15 protein-coding genes are annotated in these 15847 nt (G+C 71.8%); 3 read left to right on the top strand and 12 right to left on the bottom strand.

The window, feature by feature from the left end; all coding sequences use genetic code 11:
* Positions 1-214 precede the first annotated feature (214 nt).
* On the top strand, positions 215-1513 hold the full coding sequence (locus GPA04_RS16650) for a citrate synthase (protein ID WP_156225337.1): 1299 nt from the start codon (positions 215-217) through the stop codon (positions 1511-1513).
* A 123-nt stretch (positions 1514-1636) separates the two neighbouring features.
* Here the strand turns inward: GPA04_RS16650 and GPA04_RS16645 are convergent, their stop codons facing one another.
* The 7 genes from GPA04_RS16645 to GPA04_RS16615 all read right to left on the bottom strand — a co-directional run bounded on the left by GPA04_RS16645 (position 1637) and on the right by GPA04_RS16615 (position 8979).
* Positions 1637-2485: a hypothetical protein gene (locus GPA04_RS16645; protein ID WP_156225336.1), complete on the bottom strand. Its 849-nt coding sequence runs from the start codon at positions 2483-2485 to the stop codon at positions 1637-1639.
* Entirely contained in the window at positions 2482-3456 is a 975-nt protein-coding gene (gene dapD / locus GPA04_RS16640; RefSeq protein ID WP_156225335.1) for a 2,3,4,5-tetrahydropyridine-2,6-dicarboxylate N-succinyltransferase, read from the bottom strand. The genes GPA04_RS16645 and dapD overlap by 4 nt, the downstream gene beginning before the upstream one ends.
* A gap of 10 nt (positions 3457-3466) precedes the next feature.
* On the bottom strand, positions 3467-4360 hold the full coding sequence (locus GPA04_RS16635) for an NUDIX hydrolase (protein ID WP_156225334.1): 894 nt from the start codon (positions 4358-4360) through the stop codon (positions 3467-3469).
* 25 nt (positions 4361-4385) lie between these two features.
* On the bottom strand, positions 4386-5765 hold the full coding sequence (locus GPA04_RS16630; protein ID WP_162458649.1) for a serine hydrolase domain-containing protein: 1380 nt from the start codon (positions 5763-5765) through the stop codon (positions 4386-4388).
* A 57-nt stretch (positions 5766-5822) separates the two neighbouring features.
* Positions 5823-7646: an acetyl/propionyl/methylcrotonyl-CoA carboxylase subunit alpha gene (locus tag GPA04_RS16625; RefSeq protein WP_156225332.1), complete on the bottom strand. Its 1824-nt coding sequence runs from the start codon at positions 7644-7646 to the stop codon at positions 5823-5825.
* Positions 7647-7918: 272 nt separating this feature from the next.
* Positions 7919-8545 (bottom strand): Maf family protein, encoded by a 627-nt coding sequence (locus GPA04_RS16620; RefSeq protein WP_156225331.1) that lies wholly within the window; start codon positions 8543-8545, stop codon positions 7919-7921.
* Positions 8545-8979, bottom strand: coding sequence for a nitroreductase family deazaflavin-dependent oxidoreductase (locus GPA04_RS16615; RefSeq protein ID WP_156225330.1), 435 nt, complete (start codon positions 8977-8979; stop codon positions 8545-8547). The genes GPA04_RS16620 and GPA04_RS16615 overlap by 1 nt, the downstream gene beginning before the upstream one ends.
* Before the next feature lie 162 nt (positions 8980-9141).
* Here GPA04_RS16615 and GPA04_RS16610 point away from each other — a divergent pair, with 162 nt between their 5' ends.
* Complete coding sequence (locus GPA04_RS16610) at positions 9142-9489, top strand: DUF4342 domain-containing protein (protein ID WP_156225329.1); 348 nt, start codon at positions 9142-9144, stop codon at positions 9487-9489.
* Positions 9490-9656: 167 nt separating this feature from the next.
* On the opposite strand, the gene GPA04_RS16605 is transcribed toward GPA04_RS16610, so the two are convergent.
* The 4 genes from GPA04_RS16605 to GPA04_RS16590 all read right to left on the bottom strand — a co-directional run bounded on the left by GPA04_RS16605 (position 9657) and on the right by GPA04_RS16590 (position 12907).
* Positions 9657-10067, bottom strand: coding sequence for a hypothetical protein (locus GPA04_RS16605; RefSeq protein ID WP_156225328.1), 411 nt, complete (start codon positions 10065-10067; stop codon positions 9657-9659).
* Between the two features lie 3 nt (positions 10068-10070).
* Complete coding sequence (locus GPA04_RS16600) at positions 10071-10706, bottom strand: hypothetical protein (protein WP_206674264.1); 636 nt, start codon at positions 10704-10706, stop codon at positions 10071-10073.
* 288 nt (positions 10707-10994) lie between these two features.
* Positions 10995-12164 carry a nucleotide sugar dehydrogenase gene (locus GPA04_RS16595; protein ID WP_241680866.1) on the bottom strand — a complete coding sequence of 390 codons (1170 nt, stop codon included), beginning with the start codon at positions 12162-12164 and terminating at the stop codon, positions 10995-10997.
* On the bottom strand, positions 12161-12907 hold the full coding sequence (locus GPA04_RS16590; protein ID WP_156225326.1) for a TetR/AcrR family transcriptional regulator: 747 nt from the start codon (positions 12905-12907) through the stop codon (positions 12161-12163). The genes GPA04_RS16595 and GPA04_RS16590 overlap by 4 nt, the downstream gene beginning before the upstream one ends.
* A 114-nt stretch (positions 12908-13021) precedes the next feature.
* Here GPA04_RS16590 and GPA04_RS16585 point away from each other — a divergent pair, with 114 nt between their 5' ends.
* Positions 13022-13984, top strand: a complete 963-nt coding sequence (locus tag GPA04_RS16585; protein WP_156225325.1) for an NAD-dependent epimerase/dehydratase family protein — start codon at positions 13022-13024, stop codon at positions 13982-13984.
* A 148-nt stretch (positions 13985-14132) separates the two neighbouring features.
* On the opposite strand, the gene GPA04_RS16580 is transcribed toward GPA04_RS16585, so the two are convergent.
* On the bottom strand, positions 14133-15812 hold the full coding sequence (locus tag GPA04_RS16580; RefSeq protein WP_156225324.1) for a DUF885 domain-containing protein: 1680 nt from the start codon (positions 15810-15812) through the stop codon (positions 14133-14135).
* Between the last annotated feature and the right edge of the window lie 35 nt (positions 15813-15847).

Raw genomic sequence — 15847 nt, 5'->3', positions numbered from 1 at the left:
CTGCCACGCTGGAGCTCTCGCTGCGATCGGCGCACGGATCGGCCGCCTCACGCGCAACGAAGCAAAGATACGGTCAACCTGGAGCCATGACAACCTTCAAGGGGTCAGCGTCTCGGATCGTGGACCGGCGGCTGGGTGGACCGCCGGATGATGACGCCGTGACGGCGAGATAGACTCACCAGGCTGATCTGCGCCACGTTCAGAAAGGTCACCGATGTCGGACGCCACCCTTAGCCCTGCCACGTTCAGCGTGGATGGGAAGGAGCTCTCCTTCCCCCGCGTCGAAGCCGTGGAGGGCAACGACGGCGTGCTGATCCCGAACCTCCTCAAAGACACCGGGCTCGTCACGCTCGACCCGGGCTTCATGAACACGGCGAACTGCGAGTCGCAGATCACCTACATCGACGGCGACGCCGGGATCCTGCGGTACCGCGGCTACCCGATCGACCAGCTCGCCGAGGGCTCGAACTTCCTCGAGGTCGCCTACCTGCTCATCTACGGCGAGCTGCCCTCCGGCGGCGAGCTCGACGCGTTCGCCGCACGGGTCAAGAAGCACTCGCTGCTGCACGAGAACTTCCAGAAGTTCTTCACGGCGTTCCCGCTGAGCGCGCACCCGATGTCGGTGCTGCAGGCGGGCATCGCGGGCCTCGCGACCTACTACGAGCACACCCTCGACCCGTTCGACGCCGAGCAGCTCGACCTCGCCGCGGTGCTGCTGCTGGCGAAGATGCCGACGATGATCGCGAACATCGCGAAGCGCTCCAAGGGCATGCCGCAGCTCTACCCCGACAGCAACATGGGGTACGTCGAGGACTTCCTCAAGATGACGTTCGGGCTGCCGTACCAGGACCACACGCCGGACCAGGACATCGTCGACGCCCTCGACATGCTGCTGATCCTGCACGCCGACCACGAGCAGAACTGCTCGACCTCGACCGTGCGGATCGTCGGGTCGGCGCAGGCGAACCTGTTCGCGTCGGTCTCCGCCGGCATCGGAGCCCTCTCCGGCCCCTCGCACGGCGGCGCCAACGAGGCCGTGCTCAAGATGCTCGACGAGATCCACGGCTCCGACGACGACGTCGACACGTTCATGACCAAGGTCAAGAACAAGGAGGCCGGCGTCCGCCTGATGGGGTTCGGCCACCGCGTCTACAAGAACTACGACCCGCGTGCGGCGATCGTCAAGAAGTACGCGCACACGATCCTCGAGAAGCTCGGCAAGTCGGACCCGATGCTCGACATCGCGATGCGCCTCGAGGAGATCGCGCTGTCCGACGACTACTTCGTGGAGCGCAAGCTCTACCCGAACGTCGACTTCTACACCGGGCTGCTCTACAAGGCGATCGGCTTCCCGACGCAGATGTTCACACCGCTGTTCGCGCTCGGCCGGCTCCCCGGCTGGATCGCGCAGTACCGCGAGATGATCACCGATCCCTCCACCAAGATCGGCCGCCCGCGCCAGGTCTACACCGGTGAGCCCGAGCGCCAGTACGTGCCGCTCGAGCAGCGCTGAGCCGCCTCACCCCAGCTTTCAACACGATTCCGTGCACGAACGGAATCGTGTTGAAACCTGTCCGTGGACGAAATCGTGTTGAAACCTGTCCGTGGACGAGATCGTGTTGAAAGCGGTCGGTGGTCAGCGGACGGTGACGGTGCCTGCGGGAGCGGCGGTCTCGGCCGTCGCCCAGGCGGCGTCGCTGCCGTCGGTGCGTGACCAGGTGAGGTCCCCGATCGTGACCTCTTGGACCCCGGTGAGCTCCGCCGTCGCCACGGCCCAGTGGGCGAGCACCCAGGCGGAACGGCCCGGGTCGCCGTCGAGGCGGAGGTGGGTGAGGTCGCCCGAGGGCTCGGCCGTCGCGGTGCCGAGGTCGCGGGCGAGGAGATCGACGACGGCGTAGCTCGCCGTCGGGTCCTCGGCGGTCAGTCGGCAGGTCAGCGAGGCCTCCGACCAGCCCGTCAGCGCCGAGGCGAACAGCCGCGCCATCTGCTCGTGCTGGGCATAGGCCTCTGGGAACCCGGACCGCTGGACAGCCTGCGCGGCGTCCGTGATCTCCATGTCCTCATACCCCTCGACCTGCACCAGCGCGTCGTAGAAAATGTTGGTCGAGTAGACCGGGTCCATGATCTCCTCGATCGTCCCCCACCCCTGCGAAGGACGCTGCTGGAACAGCCCGATCGAGTCGCGGTCGCCGTAGTCGATGTTCTCCAGCCGGGACTCCTGCATCGCGGTCGCGATGCCGATGGTCGCCGCCCGGGCCGGCAACCCGCGCTCGACGGCGATCACGGCGATCAGCGCAGCGTTGGCCGCCTGCTCGGGGGACAGGGTCGCGGAGCCGCCGTCGGCGCTCGCGGTGCACTGCGAGACCAGCGGCCCTCGCACGTCGATGGTGCGCAGCAGCAGCACCACGCCGCCGACGGCCACCGCCAGCAGCAACGTCAGTCCCACCAGCGCCCCGAGAAAGCGGCGACCGCGGCGTGCGCTCACTGGGCGTGCAGGGCCGCGTTCAGCGTGACGCCGGAGCCGCTGCGCTCGATGGCCTCGACCACGCCGGTGGTCGAGTTGCGGCGGAACAGCAGGTTGTCGACGCCGGACAGCTCGCGGGCGCTGACGATCTGGGGGTGCGGCGCGGCGGAGGTGCGGATCGTCACCTTGGTCCCGGCGGTCACGTACAGGCCGGCCTCGATCACGCAGTCGTCACCCAGCGAGATGCCGATGCCGGAATTGGCGCCCAGCAGGCAACCGGTGCCGATCGAGACCCGGTGCGAGCCGCCGCCGGACAAGGTGCCCATGATCGAGGCGCCGCCGCCGATGTCGCTGCCCGCGCCGACCACGACACCCTGGCTGATCCGCCCCTCGACCATGGAGGAGCCCAGCGTGCCGGCGTTGAAGTTGACGAAGCCCTCGTGCATGACGGTCGTGCCCTCGGCGAGGTAGGCGCCGAGGCGGACCCGGTCGGCGTCGGCGATGCGCACGCCGGCAGGGACCACGTAGTCGGTCATGCGGGGGAACTTGTCGACGCCGTGCACGGTGACCGGTCGACCGTGCGAGCCGGCCAGCAGCGCGAGCCGGACCTCCTCGAAGTCCTCCGGTGCGCACGGCCCTTCCGAGGTCCACACGACGTTCTGCAGCACCCCGAACAGCCCGTCGAGGTTGACCGAGTTGGGCAGGACGAGGCGGTGCGAGAGCAGGTGGAGCCGCAGGTAGGCGTCGGAGGCGTCCGCCGGGGCGGCGTCGAGGTCGATCTCGGCGTGCACGACCACCGACCGGGTGCGGCGCGCGGGCGACTCGGTCGCGAGCGCGGCCAGGTCGGCCGGGGTGCCGTAGGGGCCGCGGACGTCGTCCGGCGCCGCGCCCAGGCCGAGCCGCGGGTACCAGGTGTCGAGCACGCGGCCGTCATGGGTGGAGGTGGCGAGCCCGACTCCCCAGGCCCGTCGGTCGGAGTTCTGCGCTGCCATGGCGCGAAGCCTACGCGAGCGGGCTGGGCGCACCCGGGCTGGGCGGCGCGACCAGAGCGAGCAGGCTCCCCGGGCCGACGACGGTCGCTCCCGCCGTCCCGCACCGCACCGCCAGCTCGCGGTCGGCGGTGACGACGATCGCGCGGGCACCGCCCTGGACCAGGCCGGTCGTCACCTCGACGATCGTGTCGTCGCCCGAGCCGGAGGCACGAACCACCTCGACGGCGGAGCGGCCGGTGCCGCTGGTCTCGGCACCGCGGGCGGCGCCCTCGACCACGACGTGCCAGGCAGGCCACCACCGCTCACCTGGCAGGCCTGCGAAGGCGGCAGGGACGCCGGTCGCCGCGAGGGTCTCGAGGCTGCCGAGGAGCCGTTCGGCGGCGCCGCGGCGGTCGCGCCACCAGCCGTCCGGGCGGCTGCCGACCACGTTGGCGGCGTCGACCACGACCTGCAGGTCGACGTCGAGCATCGCCCGCAGGTCCGGCCAGGCGTCGCCGAACGCGGGCAGCAGCCGGCGGTCGGCGACGTCGGCCATCGGCACCCAGCGGATCTCCAGGCTCTCGGCGTCGGTGGCCTCGACGTGCAGCCCAGGATCGGTGCGCGCGAGCACCGTGGTGTAGCTCCAGTCGGGGTGGCTGAGCACCGAGGTAGCGACCGGACGCACCCGGCCGGCGTCGATGCCGGCCTCCTCGGCCGCCTCGCGCAGCGCTCCGGCCACCGCGGTCTCCTCGGCGTGCAGCGCGCCGCCCGGCAGCCCCCACGTCCCGCCCTGGTGGCTCCACTCCGCACGGTGCTGCAGCACCACGCGCGCGCCGTCGGTCAGCAGCAGACCCGCTGCGCCGCTGCGGCCCCAGTGGCGCGCGCCGCACCGGCACTCCACCCAGCCGTCAGCGCTCTCGGTCACGGTGCTCGGTCCGGGTGGGGGAGGCTCACGGGGTCGCGCACACCAGCGGGTCGCCGCCTCCCAGCGGTGCCAGCCGCCAGCTCAGCAGCGCACCCGATGGCCCGGTCGCCACCCGGAACGAGTGCGGGGTCTCGACCATGCGGATCTCGGCGACATAGCCGCTCTCGGTCCAGCCCCCGCTGGCGGCGACCGGCAGGCTGCGCCCGTCCACGGTGGGGGTGGCGGTGAGCCAGGTGCCGTCGCCCACCTCGACCTGGATCGGTTCGCCGTCTCGGACCAGTGTGAGCGTGGCGCCGTCCGCGTCGATCTGCACGCCGTGCACACCGGTGACGTCGGAGGCGGGGTCGATCGCGAGGCTGCCGCGCGGCTGGGGCGCGTCGGCGGTGACGCCCAGCGGCGGGATGCTCAGCGCGGCGAGCCGGGTGCGGAGCCGCTCGTCCGCTCCCGGAGCACCGGCGCGGCCGACGGCGGGCAGCAGGTGCTGCCAGAGAAGGTCCAGGACCTCCTGCATCTCGCTGATCTCGGAGGTGATCGCGACCGCGAGCCCGTGCTCGGGAAGCACGATCCCGTACTGGCCGTACGCGCCGTCCGCGCGATAGCCGTGCCGGGCGTTCCAGAAGCTCTGACCGTATCCCTGCGCCCAGTCCGAGTCCTCGTCCGCCTCGACCGGCAGGTACGGGGCGCTGGCCTCCTCGACCCACGCGGCCGGCACCACCTGACGATCCCCGGACCGGCCGCCGTCGAGCCACAGCTGGGTGAGGGAGAGCAGGTCGTCGGTGCGCATCCGGGCGCCGCTGAATCCCCACGGGTGCCCCGCACGGTCGGTCTCCCACACCAGGTCCGAGGCGCCCAGCGGGGCGAGCACGCGCTCGCGGGCGAGCACGTCGAGCGGGGCCCCGCCGCGGTGCTCGGCCGCGCGCGAGAGCAGGTACGTGGCCACCTGGTTGTAGGCGAACACGGTGCCAGGCCCGGCATCCGGAGGGCTCGCGAGGATGGCGTGGAGCGGCTCGTCGGCGTCGCGGAGGGGAGCCGACCAGGCCTCGGCGGTGTGCCCCACGGTCATCGTCAGGCAGTGCCGCACGGTGACGCGGTGCCAGACGTCGGCGATCTCGGGCACGCCCGCGAGGGCGGCCGGCGGGAGGTGCGTCAGGACCGGGTCGTCGAGACCGAGGAGACCCTCGGCCGCGAGCGTGGCGACCGTCGTCGCCGTCACGCTCTTGGACACCGAGTAGAGCAGGTGCCGGCGCTCGGGGGCATAGGGCACCCACCAGCCGCGCACGACCGCGCGGCCGCCACGCGCGATCGCGATGCTGTGGAGGTCGAGGTGCGCGGCGGCGTCGAGGAAGTCGAGGACGCCCTGGGCGTCGAGATCGACCTGGCTGGGGTCCGTCGTCGGCAGAGGCACGCTCGCGACCCTAGCCCCGGCGCGCAGCGCTACGGAAGGGCGTCCGGCCCGCGGTACCTACGCGGTGGCCTGATCGACCTGGTCGACCTCGTCGATCTGGCAGATCACGCTGCCCGAGCTCACGGTCTGGCCCACGGTCGCGACCAGGCCGTGCACCTTGCCGGCACGATGGGCCACCAGCGGCTGCTCCATCTTCATCGCCTCGAGCACGACGACGAGATCACCTTCAGCGATCACGTCACCATCGGCGACCGCAACCTTGACGATCGTGCCCTGCATGGGGGAGGCGAGGGCGTTGCCGGTGGCGCGGGCACCCAGTCGCGCGGCGGACCGGCGGACGGGGCGCTTCGCCGGGCGGCGCTTGCCGAGCCCGAGCCCCAGACCGGCAGGCAGCACGACCTCGAGCCGCTTGCCCCCCACCTCGACGACGACCCGCTCCATCTCCGGCTCCTCGGGTGAGTCGGCGGCGGGTGCGGGCGGCCGGGCCGCGGGCACCTCGAGCCGTCCGAGGAGCTCCGACTCGATCCAGGTCGTGTAGACCGTGAAGGCCTCGGCGTCGTCGGCGGCGAAAGCCGGGTCGTCGAGGACGGCGCGGTGGAACGGCAGCACGGTCGGCATCCCGGCGACCTCGGTCTCAGCGAGGGCGCGGCGGGCGCGCTGGAGCGCCTCGGTGCGGGTGGCGCCGGTGACGATGATCTTGGCGAGCATCGAGTCGAAGGCGCCGGAGACGGTGTCGCCCGCGACCACGCCCGAGTCGACACGGACTCCGGGACCGCTGGGCCAGCGCAGCGTCTCGATCGTGCCGGGCGCCGGGAGGAAGTTCGCCGAGGGGTCCTCACCGTTGATGCGGAACTCGATGGAGTGACCTCGGGTGGCGACCGCGTCGTAGCCCAGCGGCTCACCGGCCGCGATCCGTAGCTGCTCGCGCACGAGGTCGATGCCGCTGATCTCCTCGGTCACGGGGTGCTCGACCTGGAGCCGGGTGTTGACCTCGAGGAAGGAGATGGTGCCGTCGACGGCGAGAAGGAACTCGCAGGTCCCGGCACCCTGGTAGCCGGCCTCGGTGAGGATGGCGATCGAGGCGCGGCGCAGCTCGGCATCCTGCTCGGGCGTCAGGAACGGCGCAGGCGCCTCCTCCACGAGCTTCTGGTGGCGGCGCTGGAGGGTGCAGTCGCGGGTGGAGACGACCACCACGGTGCCGTGCGCGTCGGCCAGGCACTGGGTCTCGACGTGCCGGGGGCGGTCGAGGAACCGCTCGACGAAGCACTCGCCGCGGCCGAAGGCTGCGGTGGCCTCACGGACCGCGGAGGCGTACAGCTCGGGGATCTCCTCGACGGTGCGGGCGACCTTGAGGCCGCGGCCGCCGCCTCCGAACGCTGCCTTGATCGCGATCGGCAGGCCGTGATCGGCCGCGAATGCCTCCACCTCGGAGGCGTCCGCGACCGGCTCGGGGGTGCCGGCGACCAGCGGCGCGCCGGCGCGCTGGGCGATGTGGCGGGCGCTGACCTTGTCGCCGAGAGCGTCGATCGCGGCCGGTGGCGGACCGATCCAGACCAGGCCGGCCTCGATCACGGACTGGGCGAACGCGGCGTTCTCCGACAGGAAGCCGTAGCCGGGGTGGATCGAGTCGGCTCCGGAGCGGCGCGCGATGTCGAGGATCTTCGCGGCGTCGAGATAGGTGTCGGCGGCGCGCGCACCGCCGAGGGCGTAGGCCTCGTCGACGAGCGCCACGTGCTGCGCGGTGCGGTCCGGGTCGGCATAGACACCCACCGAGGCGATGCCGGCGTCGCGGCACGCGCGGGCGACCCTGATCGCGATCTCGCCCCGGTTGGCGATGAGCACCTTCCGCAACGGCCGTGCCGGAGGGATCGTGCTCGTCATCCAGTTGCTCCAGTCAGTCCAGCGGGCCGGTCGGGTCGGGTTCACGGCGGGAGGCGGTCACGGTGGGCGGCTGCCCGGGCGCGCGACGCCGCGAGGTCTGTCGGCCCACGCTAGTACCCGTCTCAGGGACCGCAGTGCCACGCCGCACCGCCTGGAGGAAGTCTGTGAGGGGAGGCAACGCTAGGTGCCGCGAATTGTGCGAACCACACAAACGGTGCCGTAGGTTCAGGGCCGTCTGCCGGCCAGATTGTCGATGGCGGACAATGAGAGGGTCAAGGCCGGACCGGGTGCCAGAGGTCGGTCCACCGCACGCCGAGCGTGATCAGCAGCTCCCGCAGCAGCGGGAGGCTGATCCCGACGACTCCGTGCGGGTCGCCGTCCACACCGGTGACGAACGCACCACCCAGACCGTCGAGCGTGAACGCGCCGGCGACCTGCAGGGGCTCGCCGGTCGCGACGTAGGCGTCGATCTCCTCGGGCGTGACGTCGGCGAAGTGCACGGTGGTGGCGGAGACCGCGCCGGCGGTGCGCCCGTCGCGCGTGCGCACCCAGTGCCCGGTGCGCAGCACCCCAGACCGCCCACGCATCCGCAGCCACCGCGCGCGGGCGCGGTCCGCCGTCCCGGGCTTGCCCATCGGGTCGCCGTCGAGATCGAGCAGGGAGTCGCAGCCCACCAGGACGTCGGCGCTCCGGCCGGCGGCGGTCGCCGCCACGGCCTCGGCCTTGGCACGGGCGAGCAGCAGCACGGCGTCGGTCACGGTCAGCGAACCGCTTGCTGCGGCAGCGTCGCGCAGCAGCGCGTCCTCGTCGAGATCGGCTGGCTGCAGCAGCGGCTCGATACCCGCGGCGCGCAGCGTGGCAGCACGCGCCGGCGAGGAGGAGGCCAGGAGCAGGCGCATCACCGGGGTTCGAGCAGGAAGACCGGGATCTCGCGCTCGGTCTTGGACTGGTAGCTGGCGTAGGACGGGAAGGCCTCGACGCAGCGCGGCCACCACTCCGCACGCTCCGCACCGGTGACCAGGCGCGCACGTGCCTCGTGGAACTCGGTGCCGTCCTGGATGGTGACGTCCGGGTTCACCGTGAGGCTGTGGAACCACGCCGGGTGCTCCGGCGCCCCACCCTTGCTCGCGACGGCGACGTACACGCCGTCGTGCTCCACCCGCATCAGCGGGACCTTGCGCCACAGCCCGGACCGCGCGCCGAGGATCTCGACGACGACGACCGGTCGACCCTGCACCAGCACACCCGTGGTGTCGCCGGTGGCCTCGATCGTCTTCACCTGGTCGCGGACCCACTCGCTGGCGGGTGGTCGGTACTGACGCTCCTCACTCATGCCTGCACCTTAGGTCCCGTGCACCCCGGGGGCGGACCCGGGCTGGGGGCGGGGGTTGGCGGGGTGGCCGGTGCCCGGACCGTGCGGCACAGTGGTGAGCACAGGTTCTCGCTGGAGGCGCGGCTCGACGGCCGCAGGCGAGTCCGGTGAAGGAGCGCAAGCATGACCGAGCACGACGAGGGCAAGACCTGGTACGAGGAGATCACCGTCTCCGGGTCGGAGCTACTGGAGAAGGTGAAGCAGCTGATCCGGGAGGGCAACGTCCGCCGGGTGATCATCAAGAACAGCGACGGCGACAGCGTGCTGGAGATCCCGCTGACCGCCGGGGTGGCCATCACCGCCATCACCGCGGCCGTCGCACCGGTGCTCGTGGCGGTCGGTGCCGTTGCGGCGCTGCTGACCCAGGCGACCCTCGGCGTCGAGCGCCGCGGCGAGCCGACCGAAACCCCGGTCGAGGACGCTCCCGTCGAGGATGGCGACCCGTTCGGAACCCCCACCGGCACCCTCTGATCCCACCCTCGCGAGCCGCCCGCAGGCGGCGGTGAGTTAGTGCCCACGTCCCTGCGGTGGCGGTGGGTTAGGGCCCACGGTCCTGCGGTGGCGGTGAGTTAAGGCCCACGCTGCGGCTCGCGGTGGGCCCTGGCTCACCGCTCCTCGCCGTGGGGTGGGGTGCGAGCTCACCGTTTCTGGCGGCGTGCGGGCGGTGTGCCGCCGCGGCTCGTGCGGCGAACGAGATCCCGCACCGGTCGGAAGAGTCGTCGCCAGCGGGCGCCGAACCTGGGCTCGCCGCCGTCGTAGCCCAGGGTCAGGAGCCGGCGGTGGACGCTGCGCACCAGTCCCTGTGCGTCGCGGAGATGCTCCTTGGTGATCAGCGTGTACTCCATGTGCATCGCCCGCAGCGCGGCGTGACGTTCGATGTCCGTCAGATATTGACCGCGGTCCTCCTGGTGGTGCGAGCCCTCGTACTCGATCGCCAAGTTCCATCGACGCGCGAGCAGGTCGATCTCGAGCGGGCGTCCCTCCGGTGAGACGAGCAGCGCGTTCACCTCCAGCCCCTCGATCCCGGCGGCCAGCAGCAGCATCCGCACCTGTCACTCCGGTATCGATCGTGAGCGTTGGACCAGCTTGTTGAACAGGTACCTCACCTCGCGTGCGCCAGCACGCCAGGGTTGGTCGCTGATCAGCTCGTGCAGCTCGTGCCTGCTCATGTGGCCGCGGTGAAGGAGCCAGTCCCCGACGGCGATCGCGTCGATCAGGCTCGCATGCGTGCAGAACGCGACGAAGGCGGCCGCCGGCGTCACCCCGACCGCGTCGGTCGGAGGCATCGCGACGGTGCGGTGCAGCACGATGCCCGCGATGTCGATGTGCAGATCCGACTCCACCACGAAGTGCAGCGGTGTCACCGAGCCCAGGACCAGGCCGAGGCTCTGGATCCGGGTGATGTCGGTCATCCGCGCGGGAGGCGGCATGCACAGCCGGCCGGCCTCGATCGTGTCCGCCGCTGTCATGGGGTGCTCGGCGGCGACCCAGACGCGCGGGTACACGCGGCGGAACCGCTGACCTCGCAGGATCTTCGTCGAGTAGCCCTGCTCGACGAATTTTGCGGTGCTGAACGGGCCGGCCAAGAACTGTGGCGCGATCTCATGTCGACGAGGCATGCCCCAGCACACCCGCCAGGCGCCCAGGTCCGTCGGGAACACCGACCCCTGCTGTGGATACCGCTGCATCAGCGCGCATCTGTGGACAGCCAGGGGTCAGGTGGCGGTCCCCGACCCCTCCGCCGGTGCGTCTGGGCCCACACCCCTGCAGCGTCGGTGAGTTTGTGCCCACGCAGAGGCCCCCGGTGGGCGCAAAGTCACCGACGCGGTCGGAAAGTGGGCGCTAAGTCACCGGCGCTGGGGGGTGGGCGGTAAGTCCGGCGCTGGGGGTGGGTGGGCGGTAGGTCACCGGCGCTGCAGGAGGGTGGGCGCTCAGTCACCGGTGCTGCGGGAGGGGCCGGGCACGGGCCCGCCTGGTCAGTCGGAGCCGAAGAGGTCTCGGGTGTAGACCTTGTCGGCGACGTCGTGGAGCTCTGGGACCATGCGGTTCGCGACGATCACGTCGACGGCGGCCTTGAACTCCTCGAGGTCACGCACCACCGGGGAGCCGAAGAACTCCTCCTCGCCTAGCTCCGGCTCGTAGAGGAGCACGGGCACGCCCTTGGCCTTGATGCGCTTCATGATGCCCTGCACCGAGGACTCGCGGAAGTTGTCCGAGCCGGCCTTCATCAGCAGCCGGTGCACGCCCACCACGCGAGGCTTGCGGGCCAGGATGTCGAAGGCCACGACGTCCTTGCGGGTGCTGTTGGCGTCGACGATGGCGCTGATCAGTGTCTGCGGCACGTCGGTGTAGTTGGCGAGCAGCTGCTTGGTGTCCTTGGGCAGGCAGTAGCCGCCGTACCCGAACGAGGGGTTGTTGTAGTGCGTGCCGATCCGCGGGTCCAGGCCGACGCCCTCGATGATCTGCCGGGTGTCCAGGCCGTGCGCCATCGCGAAGGAGTCGAGCTCGTTGAAGTAGGCGACCCGCATCGCGAGGTAGGTGTTGGCGAAGAGCTTGATCGCCTCGGCCTCGGTGGGTTCGGTGAAGATCACCGGGACGTCGTCGTCGACAGCGCCTTCGACCAGCAGCGAGGCGAAGGTGCGCGCCCGCTCGGAGTCCTCGCCCACCACGATCCGCGAGGGGTGCAGGTTGTCGTGCAGCGCCCGGCCCTCGCGAAGGAACTCCGGCGAGAAGATCACGTTGTCGGTGCCGAGCCGGGCGCGGGCATCCTGGACGAAACCCACCGGGACGGTGGACTTCACGATCATCGTGGCCGACGGGTTCACGCGCGTGACGTCGGCGATCACCGCCTCGACCGAGGTGGTGTCGAAGTAGTTGGTGACCGGGTCGTAGTTGGTCGGCGTGGCGATGATGACGAACTCGGCGTCGCGGTGGGCTTCCTCGGCGCTGCTGGTGTAGCTGAGGTCCAGCTGTTCCTCGCCCAGAGCGCGCGCGATGTCGTCGTCGTGGATCGGGCTCACCCCGCGGCGCAGCATCTCCAGCCGGACGGTGTCGAGATCCAGACCCCGCACGGTGTGGCGGCGAGCCAGCAGGACCGCCAGGGACAGGCCGACGTAGCCGAGCCCGGCTACCGAGATCGTCGTCACGCCTGCGATTGTGCCTCACCATCGTGGTCGCGCCCCGTGGCACCACCCAGCGCGACGATCCCGAGCGCCGCGGCTCGCCGCCGGGCGAGCAGGTCCAGGTGCTCGGCGCGCGCGGTCACCGACCGCTCGTAGTGACCGAACAGCTCGAACGAGATCGCGCCGAACAGCGTGGTCCAGCCGTCGATGACCAGCATCACCAGCCGAGGGTCGATCGGCACCTCGACGGCCAGCCCGAGCTCGGGGAGCAGCGCTCGGACCGCCTCCGCGTCGGCCATGACCTCCGGTCCGAGCTCCTCGGACGCCGGCGCGCGCGCCCCCGCGATCTGGGCGTCCACCGCGACCTGCGCGAGGGTCAGCACCACGCGGGTGGCGGGACCGACCGTCTCGGTAGGGGCGCGGTATCCCACCACGGGCGTGCCGTAGAGCAGCGCGTACTCATGGGGGTGCGCCACCGCCCACTCGCGGGTGGCTCGCCAGGTGGTCCGCCACCGCGTCAGGTGGTCCGCGCGGGGCACCGCGGCCTCCGCCTCGGTGACCGCGCCGGCCAGCCGCTCGTACCCGCTCCGGATCAGCTCGGTGAGGATCGCCTCCCTGCCTGGCAGATACCGGTACAGCGCCGACGGCACCACCCCGACCTCGCGGGCGATCGCCCGCAGCGACAGCGCCGCCGGCCCCACCTCCCCGAGCTGGCGCCTCGCGACATCGAGCACGGCGGTGAGCATCGGCGGGGCAGCGGCGGTCATGCACCCAGGATGCCACAGCCGAGAACAGTGTTCTTGACAAACGGGCACCATCGAGAGAACACTGTTCACGAACGCCGAGAACGGTGTTCTCCCCATCAGCAGGAAGGTCATCTCATGTCCCGTCACGTCGTCCTCGGAGCCGGCCCGATCGGCCGCGCCGTCACCAGCCGACTGCTCGCCGACGGCGGCCAGGTCACGGTCGCCACCCGCTCGGGCACCGAGGTGCCCGGCGCCGCCGCCGTCCGGCTCGCCGGCACCGACCCGCGCCTGCGCGAGGTTCTCGACGGCGCAGCGAGCCTCGTCGTCGCGACGAACCCGCCGTACCAGTCCTGGGAGGAGGAGTGGCCCCCATTGATCTCCAACGCGATCGACGCGGCCGCCGCTGCAGGCGCGGACCTGGCGCTGATCGGCAACCTCTACGGCCACGCGCCCGGCACCTCACCGATGACGGCGTCGACCCCGCTGCGCCCGACGACCCGCAAGGGCGCCGTCCGCGCCAGGATGTGGGAGCAGCTGACCGAGGTGCATCGTGCGGGTCGCGTGCGGGTCACCGAGATCCGTGCCTCCGACTACTACGGCCCCGAGTCGCTCAGCACCGACAGCGCCCACCTCGGCAAGCGCTTCGTGATGCCGCTCCTGGCGGGTCGCACCGCCTGGGTGATCGGCGACCCCGACGCGCCGCACAGCTGGACCGCCGTCGGCGACATCGCCGCGACCACCGCCGCGGCGATCGCCTCCGAGCACGGCTGGGGCAGGGCCTGGGTGGTCCCCACGGCTGCGCCGCGCTCGCTGCGCCAGGTCGCGGGAGACCTCGCGGACGTCGCGGGCCTGCCGCGCGCCACCGTGCGCCGGCACCCCCGGGCGATCGTGCGCGCGCTCGGGCTGGTCGACCCGATGATGCGGGGGCTGCGCGAGGTCCTGTACCAGCACGACGAGCCGTTCGTCTCCGACGGCTCCGAGACCACCGAGCTCCTCGGCGTGGCCGCCACCCCGTGGCGCGAGGTCATCGCCGCGACCGTCGCGGCTGCCAGGACCGCGACGACGCACCCGGCCGCGTCGCCGTCGTCGGTGCGCTGACCCACCGAGACCGAGACCGAGGTCGACCGCCGGGACCGGGCCGTGCACGCCCCGGTCTCGGCATCACCCCTCAATCCCGACGGCGGTGGGCGGGTTCGACCGGGCATGGTCGCGTCGCGTCAGGCGAGGCCCGCCACCCAAGGACGCGTCAGGGCAGCAGCGCCTCGCGCAGCACGTCCAGCCCGACCGAGCCGACGTCGAGCGCACGGCGGTGGAACGCCTTGAGGTCGAACGCGGCGCCCTCGCGCGCCTGGGTCTCGTCACGGATCTGCTCCCACAGCCGCTGCCCGACCTTGTACGAGGGCGCCTGGCCCGGCCAGCCGAGGTAGCGGTTGAGCTCGAAGCGCAGGAAGCCCTCGGCCATGTTCGCGTTGGCGTCGAGGAAGCCCCAGGCCTTCTCGGCGTCCCACGTGCCGCCACCCCACTGCTCGGGGCAGTCCTTGCCGAGGTGCACGCCGATGTCGAGCGCCACACGCGCCGCGCGCAGCCGCTGGCCGTCGAGCATGCCCATGCGGTCGCCCGGGTCGTCGAGGTAGCCGAGATCGGCCATCAGCCGCTCGGCGTAGAGCGCCCAGCCCTCGCCGTGCCCGCTGACCCAGCTCGAGAGCCGGCGCCAGGTGTTCAGCAGCTCGGCGCGGTAGACGGTCTGACCGATCTGCAGGTGGTGCCCGGGGACACCCTCGTGGTAGACGGTCGTGGTCTCGCGCCAGGTCCCGAACTCGGTGACGCCCTCGGGTACGGCCCACCACATCCGGCCCGGTCGGGAGAAGTCGTTGTTCGGACCCGTGTAGTAGATGCCGCCTGAGGTGGTCGGGGCGATCATGCACTCGAGCCGGCGCACCGGCTCCGGGATGTCGAACTGCGTGCCGGCGAGCTCGGCCACGGCGGCGTCTGAGGTCTTCTGCATCCACTCCTTCAACGCGTCCGTGCCGTGGATCTGGCGCTCCGGGTCGGCGTCGAGGAGCTCCATGGCGCGCTCCGGCGTGGTGCCGGGCCCGCCGATCTGCTCCGCGACCTCCTCCTGCTCGGCGACGATCCGCGCGAGCTCCTCGAGCCCCCACTCGTAGGTCTCGTCGAGGTCGATCGTGGCGCCGAGGAACTGCCGCGACCACAGGCTGTACCGCTCCCGCCCGACCGCGTCGGCCTGCGGCGCACGCGGGGCGAGCTCGCGCAGCACCTCGGTCAGCCTGCCGTAGGCGGCCTTGGCCTGCCCGGCACCCTCCTCCAGGTGAGCCGCGAGCGCCGCGGCGGGGGCGCCGTCGTCGGGCTGCGCGTTCTCGGCCAGCGTCGACCAGAACGACTCGGTCCCGGCCAGCTCCTCCGCCTGCTTGATGCACTCCTCGAACTGCCGCTGCGCCGACAGGTGACCGGCGTCGGCGGCGTGGCGGAGGGAGGCGATGTAGCTCTCGATCGCGCCGGGCACCGCGTGCATCCGCTCGGCGATCTGCTCCCAGTCGGCGGCGGTCGCCGTGGGCATCAGGTCGAAGATCTCGCGCGGCGCCTGCAGCGGCGAGTGGATCACGTTGAGCGCGCCGTGCTGCTCGCCCGCCTCGTACAGCTCGAGGTGCAGACCGAGCCGTTCCTGCATCGCGGCCACCGTGACGCGGTCCACGTCGTCGGCCACCTCGGCGGCAGCCAGCTTCGTGAGCGTCCCCCGGACGGTGTCGGCGACGGCGGCCCGGCCGTCGGGGGAGAAGTCGTCCAGCTCGGTCTCGGCTCCGGGCAGGCCGAGCTCGGTGGCGCTGATCGGGCTGAGGCGGACCAGGTCGTCGACGAAGGCGTCGGCGATCGCGTCGACCGCGGTGGCGGGGCGGGGGTTCGTGCTCATCGGCGAGACGATACTCCGCGGCCGGCGCTGCTCCG

The sequence above is a fragment of the Pseudactinotalea suaedae genome, assembly GCF_009733815.1.
Classification (GTDB): Bacteria; Actinomycetota; Actinomycetes; order Actinomycetales; family Beutenbergiaceae; genus Pseudactinotalea; species Pseudactinotalea suaedae.
This window is presented reverse-complemented; position numbering and strand designations above follow the sequence as displayed.